The organism is Burkholderia sp. Bp9031, assembly GCF_003857965.1.
Lineage (GTDB): Bacteria > Pseudomonadota > Gammaproteobacteria > Burkholderiales > Burkholderiaceae > Burkholderia > Burkholderia ambifaria_A.
Genome location: NZ_QTPW01000025.1, coordinates 1 through 18432 on the forward strand (window position 1 = coordinate 1; position 18432 = coordinate 18432).

The following is an 18432-nucleotide window of genomic DNA, read 5'->3' on the forward strand; positions in this document are numbered from 1 at the left end:
TGACAGGTATATGAATCACTTCATAAACCTGACTTACTTTAGTGTGAGACTCTTGATACTTTCGCTATCTGATCCGAGGATCAGCTCGCGGCCATCAAGCGCCCACACTTATCGGCTGTTAATTTTTAAAGAGCGTTTCTGCGAGGAACTTCGTGTTTCTCAGCAGCGCTGCGTTTTCAGCAGCAGAGAAGCGAGATTATCAACCGTTTTTTAAAACTCGTCAACAACTTTTTTAACTGCTTCATTGCGACGACTGCGGTTTAACTCCGTGTGCGCCGGGGCTCTACAACCCGCCCTCAACCGCACTGCTTCCCTTTCTTCCCCCGCGCCGCGTTTCCGTTAGCGCGAAAGAGGCGTGATTCTAAGCACCCAACCCCGTCTCCGCAACCCCCTTTGTGAAATTTTTTTGACGCGCGGCGCCGGGGGCCGCTGAGCCTCGCCAATGGTCATATATAAGCGACACGGCAAACGCAGCCTCGGTCGCCCGAGAACAGCTCCGCCGCAGCGAACGCAACCTCCCGTCGATTACCGCCCCACCATCGCCCTCACCACGCCGTCCCGCCGAATCAGCCCGTGATACAGCGCCGCGGCAAAGTGCGCGAGGAACGTCGCGAAGAACAGATAGGCCAGCACGCGATGCGCGACCCTGAGCCAGGCGAACGTCACCGGATCCGCGGAAACAATCGCCGGCAGTTGCACGCCGCTGCCCAGCGTCACCGGATACCCGCCCGCCGACAGCATCGCCCACCCGATCAGCGGCATCGCAAGCATCAGCGCATACAGCATGAGATGCGACCCGTGCGCGGCAACCTTCTGCCACCACGGCAGATCATCGGGCAACGCTGGCGGCTTCGACAGAATCCGCACCACGATCCGCACACACACCAGCACCAGTACGGCAATACCTAGCGGCTTGTGAATCGCCACCAGAACCTCATGCCGCTCAGAAACAGACGCCACCATCCCCACCCCGATGAACAACATCGTGATGATCATCGCGGCCATCACCCAATGCAGCACCCGCGCCGGCAAGCTAAACATCGTCGAAGCCTTCATCACCGTCCCTCCCCACTCAAACGCGCCACGCCTGCCACGCCGGCCTCTTCACTCGTCCTGCGCAGATACGAATCCGCATAGGCAGCCGACCGCGCCGCCAGCAACGGATCCCCCGACACCTGAATCCCCTGCGGCAGCACCGTCGGGTCGTAATTCACATCTCGGCACGGCCCGCTGTCCTGCGCCTCCACGCGATCGAGCACGAGCGTCCCCGCGTCGATCGTCGTGCGCTGAGCGGGCCAGACCTTCGTCGCGTCGTCCACCGGATCGCCGGGTTCAGCCAGCGTGACCAGCAGCTTCCATTTCTGCGCGCCGTCCGCGATGCGCCGCGTCAGGTCCTGCTGCAACACGTTCGGATCCGCAGCCGTCGCGACATCCCCGGCGCCGGCCGTCTGCTCCGGCACGACGCGCCATCGCACCGCCTGGCGCTTGCCCGCCGCGTCGACGAAGTAAAACGCGTTCAGCCCGTAATAGCTTTCGGTGACGTAGCTCGCGCTCGGCTTCGCACCCTTCACCCATGCGCGGAACGCGGCCGTCTCCGGATGCGCGCCGAAAAATGCTTTCACCTTCGCCGGATCGGGCTTGCCCGTCGCCGGATCCGGCAGGGTCGCCAGCAACTGCGCGTAGAACGCCTTCGGCGTCGCCACCGGAAACACCGGCATCGCGTTCATCCCGGTCCGCCATTGCTGGCCGTCCGGCGCTGTGAGCTTCAGCGCGAGGCTGCGGATCGGCACGCTGCTGTCGGGCGCGTACGGATTCCCGCCCGGCAGCGCGAACCGCCCGACCACCGGCGTGCGCACGGCCTTGAAGAACGGCGCGACCGAATACGCGCTCGCGGCGCCGTTGCCTTCGAAGTAACCGGTCACGCACACGCCCTTCGCATGATTGCGCCGGAAGCCCGGGTGAATGCCGCCGCCGGCCGTCTGCAGCGCATCGACGAGCCGGTGCGGGGTCAGACGCGCCGGCGCGAGCCATCCGCCGACATACCCGAACGCGACGGCCACGCCGGCCACCGCACCGCCGATCACGGCCCAGCGCCACCACCCGCGCCCGGGCTCCCGCGGCGGCGAAGAAGAAGATTGCTTCATGGATGCACTCCCGATCGTCAGATCATTGTCGAACGGGCGTAGGACGCCGCCCGCGCTGCTTTATTCCATGAAGAAATTTTTTGTATGCTGACGGAATAGGCGGCGCCGACCGGCGTCCTACGCGGCATCTCCACGCTTATCGGCTAGCGCCCAGGCCATGCCCCCAAACGCCCTCGACGACGACGCGTTGCGCGAACTCATCCCCAGGCTGCGACGCTTCGCGCTCTGGCTGGCGCGCGACGTCCACGCGGCCGACGATCTCGTCCAGTCGACGCTCGAGCGCGCGCTGTCGCGCTGGACGAGCCGCCGCGACGACGCATCGCTGCGCAGCTGGCTCTTCACGATCCTGTACCGGCAGTTTCTCGACGGCAAACGCAGCGCGAAACGCTACGCGTGGCTGCTCGGCCGGATCCGCACGGACGACGAGCCGCACTGGCCTTCCGCCGAGCGCGAGGTAGCCGCGCGTGCGACGCTCGAAGCATTCGGCCATCTGTCCGACGAGCAGCGCAGCCTGCTGCTGCTCGTCGCGGTCGAGGGCTTCACGTATCAGGAAGTCGCCGACCTGCTCGACGTGCCGATCGGCACCGTGATGTCGCGGCTCTCCCGCGCGCGCAAGGCGCTGCGCCAGCTCAGCGACGGCGAGCTTCCCGCTCCTTCTCTCCGCTTGATGAAATGAACAACCTCCGTCCCGACGAACACGATCTCCAGGCCTATGTCGACGGCCAGCTCGACGACGATGCGCGCGCCGCGGTCGAGCGATATCTCGCGCTGCATCCGGAGAGTGCGGAACAGGTGAAGCAATGGCAGCAGGATGCGCAGCGGTTGCGGGCCGCGCTGGAAAGCGTGCGGATGCCGGGCGAGAACCCCGAGCTCGATCCTGCGGCGATTCGTGCGCGGCGGGCGGAGCGCTCGCGGATGCGGTTCGCGATGGCCGCTTCGTTCGTGTTCTGTATCGGGCTCGGGACCTTCGGAGGGTGGCAGGCGCGCGGGTGGAACGCGCCGCCTGCGGTGGCGCCGATGAGCGATGCGGTCGAGGCTTACCGGATGATGGTGGTCGATCAAACCGCGAAGGTGGATTACCGGCCGACGCGTGCGGGAGATTTGCAGGGGTGGCTCACCCGGCGCGTCGGCGCGTCGGCGAAGCTGCCGGATTTGAGCGCGGCGGGATTCAGGCCGATCGGCGGGCGGTTGTTTACGACGGACAGCGGGGCCACGGCTGCGATGGTGCTCTACGAGGACGATGGCGGGCGAACGCTGAGCTTCTATCTGCGGCCCGCGGAATCGCAACATCGGCTGCTGCCGGCCGGGCAACGCGTGGATGGCGCGTTGCTGGCGCGGTATGGTTCGGTGAACGGGCTCAACTATGCGGTGGTCGGGCCAGCCGGGAGCCTCGGGGAGAAAGCGGTCGTGCAGGCGCTCGATCAGCAGACTTGAGTGATGCGATGCGCGGCCTCACAGGCCCTGCATTTCCGATGCGGCCGTCCAAGTAGCTGATCATGCGGGCAGCACAATCATCGGTGCATCCGCACACCGTTCAAGCGCACAGCGATTGGAGTCTGTTCGGAGTCTGTTATCTACATCGGACGGACAACTCGATGTCTTGATCGAACATCGCCGCCCTCGCCTTCGTCGTTCACAGCATTTCGAGTAACTTCCGGGTTGGATGTCCACATCCAGTGCGGGTGCTTGCGCTCACCGGTGCGGCGCACAGCGTTTCGAGTGAGTTTACCTTCGGGATATCCACATCCTGAACGTTAGTGCTATCGTTTTCCCGCCTGTCAATCGACCCAACGCCTCGAAACGCTCAAAGCCCCGTCACCAAAGCCTCGCAGCGTGATGGGATCATCCATCGACGGAGCGCTCACTCTTTCATTGCACAGCATTTCGATTGATTCCGGCGCGGGATTATCAACAAGCTTTTCAACATGACGCGCAGCTCGGACAACTGAACGCGTCGAGTCTGCACGTATCGTGAAACGCGCTACGCACGCGGGCCACGAGTGTGCCACGGCGTTTTCGATCTGGTTTGCGGTAATTGCCCACATCCATTGCTGCGCGCTCGAGATCCTCCATTCCTGCCTATTCTTCAGCGCTTCGGCTGCTTCGTCTTCCCCGCCACCAGCAAATGTCCGTGCCGCTCGCAGAAACACTCGTCATGCCATCCGTAATGCGGATCGGTGCAGACCGAGTGCCGCACATGCGGCAGCAGCGTGAGCGCGTGCAGATGAAGATCGTCGCGCAATGCCGCGAATATGCCACCCTTCGTCGGCCAGTCGGCACGCACGGGAGACTCCGGCAAGACATTGCCAAGCCGCAACTCGTCGCGAATGATCGCATCGAGGTCTTCGCATAACAACGCCGGCTGCATGAACGCCATGATCGATTTGCTCCGTTCACATCAGTTCGGTTCGATCACGTACTGATCGGGACCGTGCCACGCAATCGACCGGTGACGACGACAGCGACGTTCCCGGCGATATCCTTCACCAGCGTTTCATTGGCAGGCTATTCATTGCAGGCGTCCTTCGCCGAACCTCATCTCTAAACTCAAATCTCCTTGCCTGGGATCGTAGCGAAACTCCGCTCCCCCATGAACACGGCTCGACTCGAGCCTCTGTGGGATGCCCGCTCACCACAGCCAGCTCAGACCACTTTGCGATCGTCCGAACGATCTTCGACTTTGTGATGCTGACGTCGAGAAGGTGAATCGCATCGTGAACGCAGGCGATTCTACAGACCTGCCGTTCGCACATTGGCCGAAGGCCTCACAGCCTGCCGATTCAGGTATCCCGCCACCGTATGCAGTGCATATCCTGCTCGAATCACAGTCGGCGGACTGTGCTTATCCAAAGGTGTTAACAGAGTTCGTATACATACGTAGTGATAGTTAACAAGCGCGCCGCCTCACAGTGGATAACCTCCGTAACGTCCTGAATTTACAGCGTGAAGCGGAATGCATAACCACAGGCAATGCACACGAAAAGCTCTGTGCAGCACAGAACAACTTTTCGTCGATTCACGGCCGCGCCAACATATCCTCAATCGTTCCACTGTGAATCCAGAGGCTTGTCGGACGGTTATCCAGAGGGGAATGTGGATAACATCACAGCGCATCGACACGTTTTGCTGTGATGTGAAACAGTGACGCCGACGTCCCCGGCGTCGCCAGGCAACCTCGATCGTCGGCGTCCCGCACCCCCGATTCAAAAAATTTTCACGAAGGGGCTTGTGCTCCTCGAAAACCCTCTCTATAATTCGCGGCTTCTTAGGCTCGTAGCTCAGTTGGTTAGAGCACCACCTTGACATGGTGGGGGTCGTTGGTTCGAATCCAATCGAGCCTACCAACGAACAAAATGAAGGGGTCCGGCAGCGCGAATTGCCTACAGGCAATCCGGCTCGTCAAACATACGAACGCCACGCGGCAACATCGCGTGGCGTTTTTATTTTTGCGGCCGAAACTGCGCATACATGTGCACGGTGCGTCGTGCGATACACGCATCGCAATCAGCCGGCGACAGGCAAAGCAGGGCGCGGAGAAGGGGCAGCAGGCGCAATGCGCCTACCGGCCACCCTCAGTGCAGATGCTTCAACTTGTCAGGATTCCGCACGACATAGATCGCGACGATCTTCCCATCCTCGATCTCGAGCGCGGTAGTCTGCAGCTCGCCGTCGGCTTCCAGCGTGACGAAACCCGGCAACCCGTTGATGAACCCGGCCCGCACGAGCTTCGACGCATGCATGGTGAACAGCTCGGCCAGGTACTCGTGCACCTTCATCACACGTTCGAAGCCGATCACCGGCTTGCCCGCGGCCGCGCGCTTGCCGCCGCCGTCGGAATGCAGGCTCACGTCCTCGGCGAGCATCGCGCCGAGCGCGCGCATGTCGCCGCTGCGTGACGCCGCGAAGAACGCCTCGGCCAGCTCGATCCCGCGCTGCTTCTCGACATGGAACCGAGGCCGCGCCTCGCGCACATGCGTACGTGCGCGCGCCGCAAGCTGCCGGCATGCAGCCGGGTCGCGCTGGATCGTCGTCGCGATCTCGTCGAACTCGAGGCCGAACACGTCGTGCAGCAGGAACGCCGCGCGCTCCAGCGGCGACAGCCGTTCGAGCGCGAGCATCAGCGGCAGCGTGACGTCTTCCTGTGCATCTTCCTCGACGACCGGCTCGGGCAGCCACGGGCCGATATAGGTCTCGCGCTGGTGCCGCGCGGACTTCAGCTGGTCGAGGCACATGCGCATCACCATGCGGCGCAGGAACGCCTCGGGCACGCGCACCTCGGTGCGATCGACGTCCATCCAGCGGATGAACGCCTCCTGCACCATGTCCTCGGCATCCGCGACGGAACCGAGCATCCGGTACGCGACGCGGATCAGCGTGCGACGCAGCGGGTTGAAGCTCGCTGCTGCGTCAGCCCGGTCTTCGGCACTGCGCGCGGCCGGATCGAGGTTCGTCATCAGGCCACCATCTTCGCCGCCGCAGCCTTCGCTTCGGCCGGATCGACCCACAGCCCGAAGCCGACGGCAAGCCGGTTCCAGCCATTGATCACGTTGATCATCAGCGTGAGTTTCACCTGTTCCTCCTGGCTGAAGTGATCGTTCAGCGCCGCATACGCGGCCTCGTGCGCGGCGTGGCCCTCCGACAGCCGCGTGAGCGCGTCGGTCCAGCCGAGCGCCGCGCGTTCGCGGTCGGTGTAGCAGGGCGCTTCGCGCCACGCGGCCAGCAGGTTGATGCGCTGCTCGGTCTCGCCTTGCTCGCGCGCCTCGACGGTGTGCATGTTAAGACAGTTCGCGCACGCGTTGATCTGCGATGCGCGGATCTTCACCAGCTCGATCAGCGTCGGCTCGAGGCTCCCGGCCGCTGCGACCGATACGGTCATCCAGCTCTTCATCAGCGCGGGGGCGGCGGCAAACGGATTGAGTTTCGCAGTCATGGTCCTTCTCCTTTCGTGTGGGTTCCATTGATATGACGAGCGAGCCCCCAGGGCGTGTGACATCGATGCGAAAAATTTTTCAAAAACCGGGAAACGTGCGAAGGCATGAGCCGCTGACAATCGGGCGGGCGGCCGCGATACCAACGCGCGGATCGAGACGGATATCGTCTCGGTCGTCCCGCACACCGGACATTCGACCAGCCGCATGGCGCCGTTGCTCCGGCGAACCCGAGCCATCGACCTTTCATCGGAGCAGCGCGGCTGTCATGAGGCGTCGGTAGTGCGCACGTGCAGGCATGCACATTGCGTTCCTTCCTCCTTCCGTTACCGAGCCTCGCCATGACGGGCATCGACGGTTCGTCACGCCGCCGACCCGCGCATGGCGAATGCTTTCATTTTTCTTTCGCGTTCGTTTCACCCGAAATCCGATTCGCGACGTTCACATTTCTGGCCCATACTGTTCTGCATGGGCAGATGGAGTGACGCCGCATCAGCGGCCCGGCGCGCGCGCCGGCTGCCCGACGACGCAGCAACGAAGGTCGCACGTCAGCCGCGCGCATCCGAGCGCAAGGCTTTCCCTTTTCCGGCAACGCAACGCAGCGAATCGCGACGTGGACGGTAAACCGATGAGCCTCCCTGCATCCCAGCTTCAGCGCCGTTACCAGGACGTGCGCGCCCATAGCGTCGCATTGACCGCGACGCTGTCCGCCGAAGACCAGGCCGTGCAGTCGATGCCCGACGCGAGCCCGGTGAAATGGCATCTCGCGCATACGACCTGGTTCTTCGAAACCGTCGTGCTGATGCGCCGCGTGCCGGGCTACGCGCCGTTCGACGACACGTTCCAGTTCCTCTTCAATTCCTATTACGAAGCGCTCGGCCCGCGCCATCCGCGGCCGCAGCGCGGGTTGCTTACGCGTCCGTCGCTCGACGAGGTGCATGCGTACCGGCAGTACGTCGACGAAGCGATGCTGCGCGCGCTCGATGGAGCCGACCCGGCGTTGCTCGCGGCGATTGCGCCCGAGATCGAGCTGGGCCTGCATCACGAGCAGCAGCATCAGGAGCTGATCGTCACGGACATGCTGCATGCGTTCTCGTGCAACCCGCTGAAGCCCGCGTTCCGGCCGCGCAGCGGCGCCGGCACGCACGCCGCACTGGCCGCGGGCGATGCGGGCCCGTTGCGCTGGCTGCATCAGCCGGGCGGGCTCATCGAGATCGGCCACGACGGCGACGCATTTTCGTTCGACAACGAACGGCCGCGCCATACGGCGCTCGTGCGCCCGTGCGAGATCGCGAACCGTCTCGTGACGAATGCGGAATTCGCGGCCTTCATCGCGGAAGGCGGCTACGAACGCCCTGAATACTGGCTGTCCGACGGCTGGGCAACGGTGCAGCGGGAAGGGTGGTCGGGGCCCGCCTACTGGATTCCCGACGATGACGGCAATGCGAAAATCGTCCATGCATGGCGCGCGTTCGGCCTGCACGGCGTGGAGCCGCTCGCGCCCGATGCGCCCGTGTGTCACGTGAGCTTCTACGAAGCGGCCGCGTACGCGGAATGGGCCGGCGCACGCCTGCCGACCGAATTCGAATGGGAAGCCGCGTTCGGCACGAACGGCATTCAACAGATGCTCGGGCATGCATGGCAGTGGACGCGTTCGTCCTACGAGCCGTATCCGGGCTTTCGGCCGCTCGCCGGCGTCACTGCCGAATACAACGGCAAGTTCATGGTTGGCCAGCAGGTTCTGCGCGGCAGCAGCATTGCGACGCCGCCGGGGCACGAGCGGCCGACGTACCGCAATTTCTTTCCGCCGGCCGCGCGCTGGCAATTCACGGGAGTGCGACTTGCGCGAGACGTCTGACCTGACGGCCACGAGCGGTGGCCTGCAACCCGCCCGCGATGCGCGGCCGAGCGCGTTCGAGCGCGACCTGATCGACGGACTGTCGCGCACGCCGCGCAGCATTTCGCCGAAATACTTCTACGATGCGGCTGGCTCCGCGCTGTTCGACCGCATCTGCGAACTGCCCGAGTACTACCCGACGCGCACGGAGCTCGGGATCCTGCGCGATCGTGCGGCCGAGATCGTTCGGCGCGTCGGCCCGCATGCGGACATCATCGAGTTCGGCGCGGGCTCGCTCGAGAAGATCCGCGTGCTGCTCGACGCATGCGCGGACAACTACGCGAACGCGCCGGCGCGCTACGTGCCGATCGACATCTCGGCCGACTACCTGCACGGCGCGGCCGCGCGGCTGCGTGCCGCGTATCCGTGGCTCGACGTTGCGCCGATCGCGGCCGACTACACGAAGGCCGACCAGCTGGCCGAGCTGACCGAAACGCCGCGCCGGCGCATCGGCTTCTTCCCCGGCTCGACGATCGGCAACTTCTCGCCGGAGGAAGCCGACGCATTCCTGCGCGATGCCGCGCGGCTGTTGCGCGGCGGCGGCCTGCTGGTCGGCGCGGATCTCGTGAAGGACGAGCGCACGCTGCATCACGCGTACAACGACGCGCAGGGCGTGACCGCGCAGTTCAACCTGAACCTGCTCGCCCGCGCGAACGCCGAGCTCGGTGCGGACTTCGATCTCGACGCGTTCTCGCATTGCGCGTTCTACGATCGCGAGCGGCAGCGCATCGAGATGCATCTCGTCAGCGATATCGCGCAGACGGTGCACGTGCGCGGCCACCCGTTCCGCTTCGAGGCCGGCGAACGCATCCATACGGAGAACTCGCACAAGTTCACGATCGACGGCTTCCATGCGATCGCGCGGCGTGCGGGCTTCGAGCCCGACACCGTATGGACCGATGCGGACAACCTGTTCAGCGTGCACTGGCTGCGCAGCGTCGACGATATCCGTGCGTAACGCCGTGACGAACCGCTCGCACGGCGTGCGTGCGGTTTGCATGCTGCATGCATCGCCGGCCCGATCTTCGGCAAAAATTCCCGCCTTTACCGCTTCGATGCGCCGTTGCAACGACACGTCGAAGCGCTCGTCGCCCTTGCCACGCAAGGCTTTGCGCTCATCCGTAAACGTCCGTTACCGGTCTCGCAGACCGGTTTCACCTGTGTCGGCGCCCGGTGTCTAGACTCCGAACCGTATTCACATGAAGCACGACACGTGCAGGGAGTCGCCAGATGAGCAAGAAACTTATTCTCGGTGCAGTTCTCGGTGTAGCGGCGCTGGCAGCATCGGGCGTCGCATCGGCCCACGTCGACCTGTCGGTCGGCGTCGGTGTGCCGGGCGTCTACGCGGCGCCGGCGCCCGTCTACGTCGCGCCGCCGCCACCGGTGATGTACGCGCCGGTGGGTTACCGCGACGACGGCTGGCGTGCGCGCGAATGGCGCGAACACGAATGGCGCCGCCGTGAATGGCGCGAGCATGAGTGGCGCGATCGCGGCGACCGTGGCGGATGGCGCGGCCGCTGGGATTGAAGCCCGGCGACCGGATCACGAGAACCCTGATCACGACGACAAGAGGAGAGTGATCGCATGATGCCCATTCGACACATCAGGTTGTGCGCAACCGCCGCTGTCGTTGCGCTCGCAACGATCGGCAGCGCGCACGCAGCGGGCTGCATGAAGGGCGCGGTGGTGGGCGGCGTCGCCGGCCACTATGCGGGACATCACGCCGTGGTCGGCGCGGTCGGCGGCTGTATCGTCGGCCACCACATGGCGAGGAAGCACGAGCAGGAGTTGGCCGCGCAGCGCAAGGCCGCCGCGCAGGGCATGCACCCCGCGCAGTAAGCGCAATCGTCGACGGAGCGGCGCCGCGGCGCCGTTTCCGCCTTTCATCTTCCTTTTCTCACGGCGGCCGGCCCCGCATTTCGCGCCCGCGCCGGCCTTTTGCAAATTGGTCTGACGAATACGCGCCACGCGCGCCGTTACGATCATTTACAACGCGGAATCGCGCGAATTTTCAGCGTTCCTAGAATGCAACTACACAAACGCGCTCCAGGGAGCAAACAATGAAAATGCAACGATATCTGTCCGTGCTGGCAGCCGCGCTATTCGCACTCGGCGCCGTTTCCGCGAATGCAGCGGCCGGCGGCAATGGAGGCGGTGGTGGTGGCGGCAACGGTGGTGGCCACGGCGCAGGCGGCATGGGCGGCATGGGTGGCAACGCGGGCGGCATGTCCGGCGGCCATATGAGCGGCGCAGCGCTGAGCAACTCGAACGGTTTCCGTTCGGGCGACCGCGACAAGGGCCTCGCGCGAGCGGCCGATCGCTCCGACACGATCGCCGATCGTGCGGGTACGCAGCCAGGCCGCGGTCATGGGCATACGCACGGCCATACCGCACATGCCTCGACGTCGACGCATCACGCGCATCGCAACGCGTTCGGTCACACGCTGTAAGTACGGCATACGCATCCGGGAGAAAGGGCGCTTCGGCGCCCTTTTTTCATGACCGTCGTACAAGGGCTGTCGCATGCCCGCCTCGCATCGACCCCGATTTGCAACCAGCCGTAACCACGCGCACAAACGCATCAGGATACGAATCGCTTTCATGCGAATGACAGGCGGATTCGTCGCGCAGAACAGGCATCGCAGGCGCGTCGAGGCTCGGTCCATCAAAAAAGGGCGGCTCGTCGCCGCCCTTCGTTTTCAGCGTCCCGCGCCCGCCAGCGGCGCGGCGGCTGCAACCGGCTCGAACAACGCATCGGCCTGCCTGACGCGCACGAATCGCGCGGCGTCTTCCCCGTCCACCAGCGCGCGGAAATGCGCTTCGCCGCACGCGAGCTTCGCGCGCTCGTGCTCGGTCGTCACGTTGCCGTCCGCATTCGGCGTATCGACGACGAAATACAGCCGCTCGCCGCCATCCTGCTCCGCCAGCACCGCCCAGTCAGGGTGATAGCTGCCGAGCGGCGTCGGCACGCGGAACCACGCGGGCAGCTTCGCGTACAGCTTCACGCCGTCGTGTGCTTCCAGCGCATCGGCAAACGCACGCTCCGCATCGGTCTCGCACACGACGGCCTCGTGGATCGACTTGCGCGCATCGGGCCGCAGGTTGCGCAGATAGCCGGTCAGCGCCTCGCTCTCGAACGATTCGAGCGCATGCACGTGGCGTTCGCCGAGCTTGCGGTACGCGATGCCCGCGACCAGCGCGAGCCGCTTGCAGCGGTTGATCGCATCGGCTGCCACCGCGATGAACTGCTGCGGATTCACGCGAAAATCGTCGAGCCGGCCGCTGTCGGCCAGGATCGTCGCGAGCGAGCGGCGCGTGAGCTGCGTGCGATCCTGCAGTTCGGTGAGCAGGTCCGGCAATGGCAGCTCGCCTTCGTCGATCAGCACCGTGCCGGCGCCGGCCACCTCGATCGCCTCGATGCCGGACTTGCCGATGTCGATCTCGGCCTTGCGCCACTGCAGCCGCGCGCGTGCGATGTCCGGCGCGTCGCGCAGCGCGGCCGTGCAGTCGCGCACGAGCTTCGCGTTGTCGAACTCGACGCTGTACACGGTGCGATGGCGGATACGCTCCCACAGTGCGCGGAAGTCGTCACCGAACACGACAACTTTGCCCGATGCATCACGCCGCAGCGCGATCGCGCGGCGCTCGTCCGCATTGCGCACCGCGAAGCGGCCCGACAGCTTGCGCAGTGTCGCGACGATCGGCGCACGCAGCATCTCGAACGCATCCGGCAGCACCAGCGCGCTTTGACGCAGCACATCCTTCAGCCGGTCGAGCACCTTGCCCTGCGCGTCGACGTAGCCCTGCTCGTGCAGGTGGTTCCACAGGATGCGCGACAGCTCGATGCCGAGCGCGTGCGCGGGCCCGTCGCCTTCCTGCACCGGCAGCGCCGCGAACTGGTGTTCCTCGACGATCCCGAAGCGGATACCCGTATCGGCCTCGATTTCCTTCTGCAGGTTCTCGGCGAACGACTCGTAGCGCTCGGTCGCGATCACGGTGAGCGTGTTCACGCCCGCATCGCGTACGCGTTCGCCGTCCTGGTCGACCGCGAGGCGCAGCCCGCGGCCGAGCGTCTGGCGGCGCTCGCGTTCGGTCTGGATGTCGCGCAGCGTGCAGATCTGGAATACGTTCGGGTTGTCCCAGCCTTCCTTCAGTGCCGAGTGCGAGAAGATGAACTTCAGCGGCGTGTCGAATGACAGCAGCGCTTCCTTCTCGCGCATGATGAGCCCGTACGCGCGCTCCGCGTTCTCGCGGGCCGCGGCGCTGCTCTCGCTCGTGTCGGTCCAGCCACCCTTGCGGTCGATCGAGAAGTAGCCGTTGTGCGCACGCTCGACCTCGAGCGCGACGTCGACGCCGTCGAACAGCGCACGGTAGGCCGGCACGCGCGCCGCACGCGCATATTCCTCTTCGAAGATCAGCGCGTAGTCGCCCTTCACGGGCACCCCGTTCTCGTCGTAGCGGCGGTAACGCTCGACCGAATCGACGAAGAACAGCGACAGCACCTTCACGCCGCGCTCGGCCAGGCGCAATTCCTTGTCGAGATGCTCGCGGATCGTGCGGCGGATCATCTCGCGCTGCACGGCGAGCGTGTCGATGTCGCCAAACGCCTCGCCGAGCGACAGGAACGCCTCGCCTTCCGGATGACGCAGCTCGACGTATTCGGCGCCCTTCACCGCATGGACTTCGCCGACTCGCAGCCCGGCATACAGCGCGCGCTTCGTCAGGCGTTCGAGATCGTCGCCGTCGGTCGCCGACACGATCTGGCGCTTCACGCCGGCCGCGGTCGCGACGTCGAGCTCGATGCGCGCGCTGATCGCGCCGCGCCGGTTCGACACGCCGACGAGCCGCACGTACGGCTTGTTGTGCGCATCCTCGACGATCGCCGATGCGATCTCGATCTGCTTGACGAGCTTGCGCTCGTACGCGTCGACCGCATCGAGCCGGTACACCATGTGGTGACGATCGACGTGCGTCGCCGAATAGCGCAGCGTGCAGAGCGGCGCCATCGCGGCGAGCGCTTCGCGACCGCGCCCCTCGAGCCCGCCGTCGACGCTTTGCGGCTCGTCGACGATCACGATCGGCCGCGTCGCGCGGATCAGGTCGATCGGCTTCTCGCCGCCGGTCTTCTCGCTGTCCTTGTAGAGGTTGTTGATCTCTTTCTTGTTGATCGCGGCAACCGTCATCACCATGATCTGGATCGCCGCACTCGCCGCGAAGTGGCGCACCTGGCCGAGCTTCGCGGAGTCGTACAGGAAGTAGTCGTAGGGTACGCCCGCATACAGCGAGCGGAAATGATCCTCGGTGATCGAGAGCGTCTTGTGCACGCCTTCCTTGATCGCGATCGACGGCACGACGATCACGAACTTCGTGAAGCCGTAGCGGCGGTTCAGCTCGAAGATCGTGCGCAGGTACACGTAGGTCTTGCCGGTGCCCGTCTCCATCTCGACGGTGAAATCGCGCGAGCCGGGCAGGCCGGACGGCGGCAGCCCGCCGCGCAGCTGCACGTCGGCGAGATTGCGCGCGAGCGCGTCGTCGGTCAGCGACAGCCGGTTGCCGACGCCTTGCTCCGACACCGCGAAGCCGAGCGAGCCTTGGGCCGCAGCCGTCGTGCCGGGCGCGGCGTTGGCGAGCACGCTGAAGTCGCCGCGATACGATTCCTGGCCGCGAAACAGGTCGCAGACGGCGTCGATGGCCTCGCGCTGGTAGTCGAGGTCCGCTTCGAAGTGCAGCCGCATCACAGGCTCCGCACGCGCTTCACGCCATGCTGTTCGAGCAGCGCGGCGAGATTGAGCTTTGCGACGTCGTCGACGAAGCCGCTGTCGCGGAACAGGCACGTGACGTCGCGCGTCGCGCCGGTCGCATCGAGCAGCTCGACGATGCCGTCGGCGAGCGGGCCCGCGTCGTCGCGCGAAATGCGCGCATCGAAGCACGCGACGATCGAGCGGCCGATCAGGTGCACGGTCTTGCCACCAACCTGGTGATGCTCGACCGGCGTGCACAGATCGAGGCCGAGCTTCAGCGTCAGCTCGGCGAGCAGGTCGTCCTCGGTGCGGCCGGTCTTCACGTGTTCGACGGATGCGAAGAGCGCGTGGTCGAAGTCGTCGCGGCGCGGATCCCACTCGATCACGTTGGTCGTGTCGAGCCGGTACACGCGGAAGCCGAGGTCGCCATAGCTTTCCGGATAGTCGCGCGCGACCTGCTGCGCGGTGCGGCGCAGGCGTTCCTTCGTGATTTCCGCGAGCGTCAGCGGCTTCTTCAGCTTCGCGCAGAAATCGGCGGCCGCGAGCTGCGTCTTGTCGCGGCGGTCGAGCGCCTCGGGCAGCTGCACGAGGATGTAGCGGCGCGCGCCGCCGTCGGTCGCGTTCACCTGCATTACCGCGTGGCCGGTCGAGCCGGAGCCCGCGAAGCAGTCGAGCACGATGTCGTCGCCGCGCGTGCACCAGCCGATCACGGCTGCCGCGAAATCGACCGGCTTCGGCAGGTCGAACGGGATGCCGAGCGTCTTGAGCAGCGCGTCGTCGGAGCCGGCGAACGGCAACACCGACGGCACGTTCTCGTACATGTTCTCGTCGAGGTAGTAGATTCGCTGCGGCTGCGTGGTTTCGTCCGCGCCGAACTCGATCTGGCCGCGCTCGATCAGCGCCTGCATCGTCGCGGGCGGGTTGCGCCAGCCGCGCGCCGGCATCGCGCACGGCTTGCCGGTGACCGGGTGGATCAGCGGCGTGAAATACTCTTCCGGCGCCTTCTTCTTGTTCGGCCAGGCCATCGACACGAGGCGATACACGCGCCCGTCGGCCGACAGCCGGTCGTACATCACCTCGCCGCCGGACAGGTTGGTCTGCGCCTTCATCCACGCGCGGTATGCCTTCTGCGCGTCCTTTGCGTTGCCGCTGCGGTACACCGCGTCGTGCGCGGCATCGAGCATGCGCTGCGCGTTGCGCTTCGGGCGCTTCAGCGGCGCCTGCTCGAGCAGCGTCTCGGCATTGCGCGCGAACAGCACCAGCGATTCGTGCTGGTACGCGACGCCGCGCGCATCGCCCTTCGGATTGCGCTTGTCCCACACGGCGACACCGAGCTCGTTCTCCTCGCCGAAGATCTCGCGCAGCATCAGCACGAGTGCATGCACCTCGTGCTCGTCGATGTGCACGGCGATCAGCCCTTCGTCGGACAGCAGCGCGTGCGCGAGCTTCAGGCGCGGATACATCATGTTCAGCCAGTCGGTGTGGAACCGGCCGTTCGCCTCGGTATTGGTGCTGCGCTTCACGCCGCCGTCGGTCTGGCCCGTCATCGCCAGGTAGTGGCGGATGCTGTCGCTGAAGTCGTCCGGATAGACGAAATCGCTGCCGGTGTTGTACGGCGGGTCGATGTAGACGAGCTTCACCTTGCCCGCATAGCTCTTGTGCAGCAGCTTCATCACGTCGAGGTTGTCGCCCTCGATCACGAGATGGCGCGTGTCGTCCCACGCGACGCTGTCGCCGGGGCAGGGACGCAGCGTGCCCGTCGACGGCGTGAGCGCGGCCTGGCGCGCGCTGCGCTTGCCGTGCCAGTGGAAGCCGTAGCGCTCGTCGGCGTCGCCGACGGTGCGCTCGCCGACCAGTGCCTTGAGCACGTCGACGTCGACCGACGCGCCGTCCGGGCCTTCGGTCACGAGTTCAGGGAACAGCGCCTTCAGGCGCGCGACGTTGTCGGCGGTGAAATCCGTCGACATCGCCTGCGGGCTCGCCGCATCGAGTTTCTGCATCGTTTTTTCCATCGGAGCCCGGCCGCTTGCGCCAGGACGTCGGGCGCACTCACGGCACCGGCGGCAATGGCCACCCGGGCAAACCCGAAACGCTAGCGAGTCGGTCGGCGCAGGTCAAGCACCGATGTGAGGCGATCGTGCGCGCATCGGCCGCGATCGCCCGCCCCACGGGCCGCAAGCGGCTTCGGGCCGGTTGTCGCGGCACGCGCCCCACGGGCGTTTTCCGGGTATCCCGGGCGGGTCCAAATCGACGAAAAAAAGGGCACGGTCGGCGCGGTGTGCCGGCGTGCCCGCATGGAGAGTCCCGAACGGAGGGAACGGCGGGGCGCGGCGCGCCCCGGCCGCACGGTCAGAAGCGCGTGCGGATGCCCGAAGTCAGTTCGAGCTGGTTCTTCGCGCCGAACGTCGACGACACCGTGTAGCCGCCGTGCAGCTTCATGTAGTCGCCGGCGAGGTACAGCTCGGTGCGCTTGCTCAGGTGATAGAACACCGACCCGTAGATCGTTTCCTTGAAGCCGTTGCCGACGCCGTTCGTCAGGCTGAACGCGCCGAGGTTCGCGTTCGGGACGAAGCCGTCCGAGTTGTACGCGGCGTTCTTGACCCGCATCTGCTGGTAGCCGAGCTCGTAGTCGAGCGCGCCTTTCGGCGCGATCTTCATCGACACCGTCCACGAATCGTCATGACGCTGGCCGAGCGAGCCCTGGTCGCCGTTGTAGCGGAAATAGCCGGCGTTCAGGCGCACGATGCTGAACGCATAGTTGCCGCCGACCGAGAACGTCTGGTTCGTGAAGCCGCCGTTGTTTACGTGGTTGTAGAAGCCCGATACGGCGAACGGTCCGCCGTTGTAGCCGAGCGCGACCTGGTATGCGGAACCGGTCGCGAACGCGGTCGAGTTGCTGAACTGGTAGCCGGCGCTCGCGAAGATGCCGTTGCTGAACAGCTTCTTCCACGCGAGGCCGTTGTTGTAGCGCGTGCCGGTCGGGCCGGCCGCGTAGAAGATCATCTGCTTGAAGTTGTTCGAATTGGTCCAGCCGCCTTCCTCGGTCGTGAGCTTCGCGGAGCCGTACGCGTCGCCGTAGATCGCCGATGCATCGCGCGCGATCGTGTTCTGGAAGCCGGCCGTCAGCTTGCCGAAGCGCTCGTCCTCGACGCCGACCCACGCGTCGCGGTCGAAGATCTGGCCGTTGTCTTCCATCTGGCCGTTCGCAACCACGTATTCGCTTTCGAGGCGGAAGATGATCTTCGTGCCGCCGCCGATGTCTTCAGCGCCTTTCAGGCCCCAGCGGCTGCCGCTGAACCACGGCTCGCCTTCGTTGCCCATCCCGATCACGTGATTGCCGTTCGCGTCGGCGTGAGTCCGGTAGGTCGGGAAGCTCAGGTCCATCAGGCCGTACAGCTGCACGCTCGACTGCGCATGCGCCTGGGTGCCGGCGCACAGGCCTGCCGCCGCGATGGAAAGGGCAAGGGTTTTTCGTTTCAAGATCTTCTCCTCCGAGCTACCGCATTGAAATCTGTTCGTTGGCAGTACGTAATGTATGCCGGATGTTGCCGGCCACAGCGAGAGGGCCGACGTGTAGCATCGTAGAGGGGGCAATCCTTCACGCCGCTTTCCCTAAGGAAAGAATCGGATCGGTGAAAACACCGAACGCGCAATAATCGAGAATCGGGCAGGCGGCCAGTCGAATGCGAGCCGGACGGCAACCTTCAGCCTGCCCGCATTAC

Annotated in this window: 15 protein-coding genes and 1 tRNA gene; 8 read left to right on the top strand and 8 right to left on the bottom strand. The window is 65.2% G+C overall.

From position 1 onward, the window contains the following. Nucleotides 1-525: 525 nt before the first annotated feature. Nucleotides 526-1056 carry a cytochrome b gene (locus DIE15_RS26375; protein ID WP_175826466.1) on the bottom strand — a complete coding sequence of 177 codons (531 nt, stop codon included), beginning with the start codon at nucleotides 1054-1056 and terminating at the stop codon, nucleotides 526-528. Continuing rightward, a complete protein-coding gene (locus DIE15_RS26380; RefSeq protein ID WP_124834733.1) occupies nucleotides 1056-2144 on the bottom strand; it encodes a catalase family peroxidase in 1089 nt (362 codons plus the stop codon). The genes DIE15_RS26375 and DIE15_RS26380 overlap by 1 nt, the downstream gene beginning before the upstream one ends. A gap of 157 nt (nucleotides 2145-2301) precedes the next feature. On the opposite strand from DIE15_RS26380, the gene DIE15_RS26385 reads away from it, so the two are divergent. Together DIE15_RS26385 and DIE15_RS26390 are read left to right on the top strand one after the other, a co-directional pair. Then, the gene (locus DIE15_RS26385; RefSeq protein WP_057928021.1) at nucleotides 2302-2820 is read left to right on the top strand and encodes an RNA polymerase sigma factor; all 519 of its coding nucleotides are present in this window, start codon (nucleotides 2302-2304) and stop codon (nucleotides 2818-2820) included. Beyond that, complete coding sequence (locus tag DIE15_RS26390) at nucleotides 2817-3578, top strand: anti-sigma factor (protein WP_057928020.1); 762 nt, start codon at nucleotides 2817-2819, stop codon at nucleotides 3576-3578. The genes DIE15_RS26385 and DIE15_RS26390 overlap by 4 nt, the downstream gene beginning before the upstream one ends. Nucleotides 3579-4230: 652 nt before the next feature. Here DIE15_RS26390 and DIE15_RS26395 read toward each other — a convergent pair. Continuing rightward, nucleotides 4231-4521 carry a hypothetical protein gene (locus DIE15_RS26395; protein WP_124834734.1) on the bottom strand — a complete coding sequence of 97 codons (291 nt, stop codon included), beginning with the start codon at nucleotides 4519-4521 and terminating at the stop codon, nucleotides 4231-4233. Nucleotides 4522-5411: 890 nt separating this feature from the next. On the opposite strand from DIE15_RS26395, the gene DIE15_RS26405 reads away from it, so the two are divergent. Further along, a tRNA-Val gene (locus DIE15_RS26405) sits at nucleotides 5412-5488 on the top strand. 228 nt (nucleotides 5489-5716) lie between these two features. Here the strand turns inward: DIE15_RS26405 and DIE15_RS26410 are convergent. Together DIE15_RS26410 and DIE15_RS26415 are read right to left on the bottom strand one after the other, a co-directional pair. Then, the gene (locus DIE15_RS26410; protein ID WP_124834735.1) at nucleotides 5717-6598 is read right to left on the bottom strand and encodes a sigma-70 family RNA polymerase sigma factor; all 882 of its coding nucleotides are present in this window, start codon (nucleotides 6596-6598) and stop codon (nucleotides 5717-5719) included. After that, the gene (locus DIE15_RS26415; RefSeq protein WP_057928018.1) at nucleotides 6598-7074 is read right to left on the bottom strand and encodes a carboxymuconolactone decarboxylase family protein; all 477 of its coding nucleotides are present in this window, start codon (nucleotides 7072-7074) and stop codon (nucleotides 6598-6600) included. Before DIE15_RS26415 ends, DIE15_RS26410 begins: the two co-directional genes overlap by 1 nt. Nucleotides 7075-7700: 626 nt before the next feature. Here DIE15_RS26415 and egtB point away from each other — a divergent pair. The 5 genes from egtB to DIE15_RS26445 all read left to right on the top strand — a co-directional run bounded on the left by egtB (nucleotide 7701) and on the right by DIE15_RS26445 (nucleotide 11419). After that, the gene (gene egtB / locus DIE15_RS26425) at nucleotides 7701-8930 is read left to right on the top strand and encodes an ergothioneine biosynthesis protein EgtB (RefSeq protein ID WP_124834736.1); all 1230 of its coding nucleotides are present in this window, start codon (nucleotides 7701-7703) and stop codon (nucleotides 8928-8930) included. After that, entirely contained in the window at nucleotides 8914-9927 is a 1014-nt protein-coding gene (egtD, locus tag DIE15_RS26430; protein WP_124834737.1) for an L-histidine N(alpha)-methyltransferase, read from the top strand. Before egtB ends, egtD begins: the two co-directional genes overlap by 17 nt. A gap of 272 nt (nucleotides 9928-10199) precedes the next feature. Further along, the gene (locus tag DIE15_RS26435; RefSeq protein WP_057928015.1) at nucleotides 10200-10496 is read left to right on the top strand and encodes a hypothetical protein; all 297 of its coding nucleotides are present in this window, start codon (nucleotides 10200-10202) and stop codon (nucleotides 10494-10496) included. Nucleotides 10497-10553: 57 nt separating this feature from the next. After that, on the top strand, nucleotides 10554-10808 hold the full coding sequence (locus DIE15_RS26440) for a hypothetical protein (protein ID WP_057928014.1): 255 nt from the start codon (nucleotides 10554-10556) through the stop codon (nucleotides 10806-10808). Nucleotides 10809-11029: 221 nt separating this feature from the next. Further along, nucleotides 11030-11419: a hypothetical protein gene (locus DIE15_RS26445; RefSeq protein ID WP_124834738.1), complete on the top strand. Its 390-nt coding sequence runs from the start codon at nucleotides 11030-11032 to the stop codon at nucleotides 11417-11419. Between the two features lie 249 nt (nucleotides 11420-11668). On the opposite strand, the gene DIE15_RS26450 is transcribed toward DIE15_RS26445, so the two are convergent. The 3 genes from DIE15_RS26450 to DIE15_RS26460 all read right to left on the bottom strand — a co-directional run bounded on the left by DIE15_RS26450 (nucleotide 11669) and on the right by DIE15_RS26460 (nucleotide 18190). Further along, complete coding sequence (locus DIE15_RS26450) at nucleotides 11669-14704, bottom strand: type III restriction-modification system endonuclease (protein WP_057928012.1); 3036 nt, start codon at nucleotides 14702-14704, stop codon at nucleotides 11669-11671. Next, nucleotides 14704-16722: a site-specific DNA-methyltransferase gene (locus tag DIE15_RS26455; protein ID WP_124834739.1), complete on the bottom strand. Its 2019-nt coding sequence runs from the start codon at nucleotides 16720-16722 to the stop codon at nucleotides 14704-14706. Before DIE15_RS26455 ends, DIE15_RS26450 begins: the two co-directional genes overlap by 1 nt. Nucleotides 16723-17059: 337 nt before the next feature. Continuing rightward, entirely contained in the window at nucleotides 17060-18190 is a 1131-nt protein-coding gene (locus tag DIE15_RS26460) for a porin (protein ID WP_057928010.1), read from the bottom strand. Between the last annotated feature and the right edge of the window lie 242 nt (nucleotides 18191-18432).

Coding starts and splice junctions, on each gene's coding strand:
- DIE15_RS26390 (WP_057928020.1), top strand. CDS start 2,817: ATGAACAACCTCCGTCCCGACGAACACGATCTCCAGGCCTATGTCGAC.
- DIE15_RS26435 (WP_057928015.1), top strand. CDS start 10,200: ATGAGCAAGAAACTTATTCTCGGTGCAGTTCTCGGTGTAGCGGCGCTG.
- DIE15_RS26415 (WP_057928018.1), bottom strand. CDS start 7,074: ATGACTGCGAAACTCAATCCGTTTGCCGCCGCCCCCGCGCTGATGAAG.
- DIE15_RS26395 (WP_124834734.1), bottom strand. CDS start 4,521: ATGGCGTTCATGCAGCCGGCGTTGTTATGCGAAGACCTCGATGCGATC.
- DIE15_RS26455 (WP_124834739.1), bottom strand. CDS start 16,722: ATGGAAAAAACGATGCAGAAACTCGATGCGGCGAGCCCGCAGGCGATG.
- DIE15_RS26375 (WP_175826466.1), bottom strand. CDS start 1,056: ATGAAGGCTTCGACGATGTTTAGCTTGCCGGCGCGGGTGCTGCATTGG.
- DIE15_RS26450 (WP_057928012.1), bottom strand. CDS start 14,704: ATGCGGCTGCACTTCGAAGCGGACCTCGACTACCAGCGCGAGGCCATC.
- egtB (WP_124834736.1), top strand. CDS start 7,701: ATGAGCCTCCCTGCATCCCAGCTTCAGCGCCGTTACCAGGACGTGCGC.
- DIE15_RS26385 (WP_057928021.1), top strand. CDS start 2,302: ATGCCCCCAAACGCCCTCGACGACGACGCGTTGCGCGAACTCATCCCC.
- DIE15_RS26445 (WP_124834738.1), top strand. CDS start 11,030: ATGAAAATGCAACGATATCTGTCCGTGCTGGCAGCCGCGCTATTCGCA.
- DIE15_RS26410 (WP_124834735.1), bottom strand. CDS start 6,598: ATGACGAACCTCGATCCGGCCGCGCGCAGTGCCGAAGACCGGGCTGAC.
- DIE15_RS26380 (WP_124834733.1), bottom strand. CDS start 2,144: ATGAAGCAATCTTCTTCTTCGCCGCCGCGGGAGCCCGGGCGCGGGTGG.
- DIE15_RS26440 (WP_057928014.1), top strand. CDS start 10,554: ATGATGCCCATTCGACACATCAGGTTGTGCGCAACCGCCGCTGTCGTT.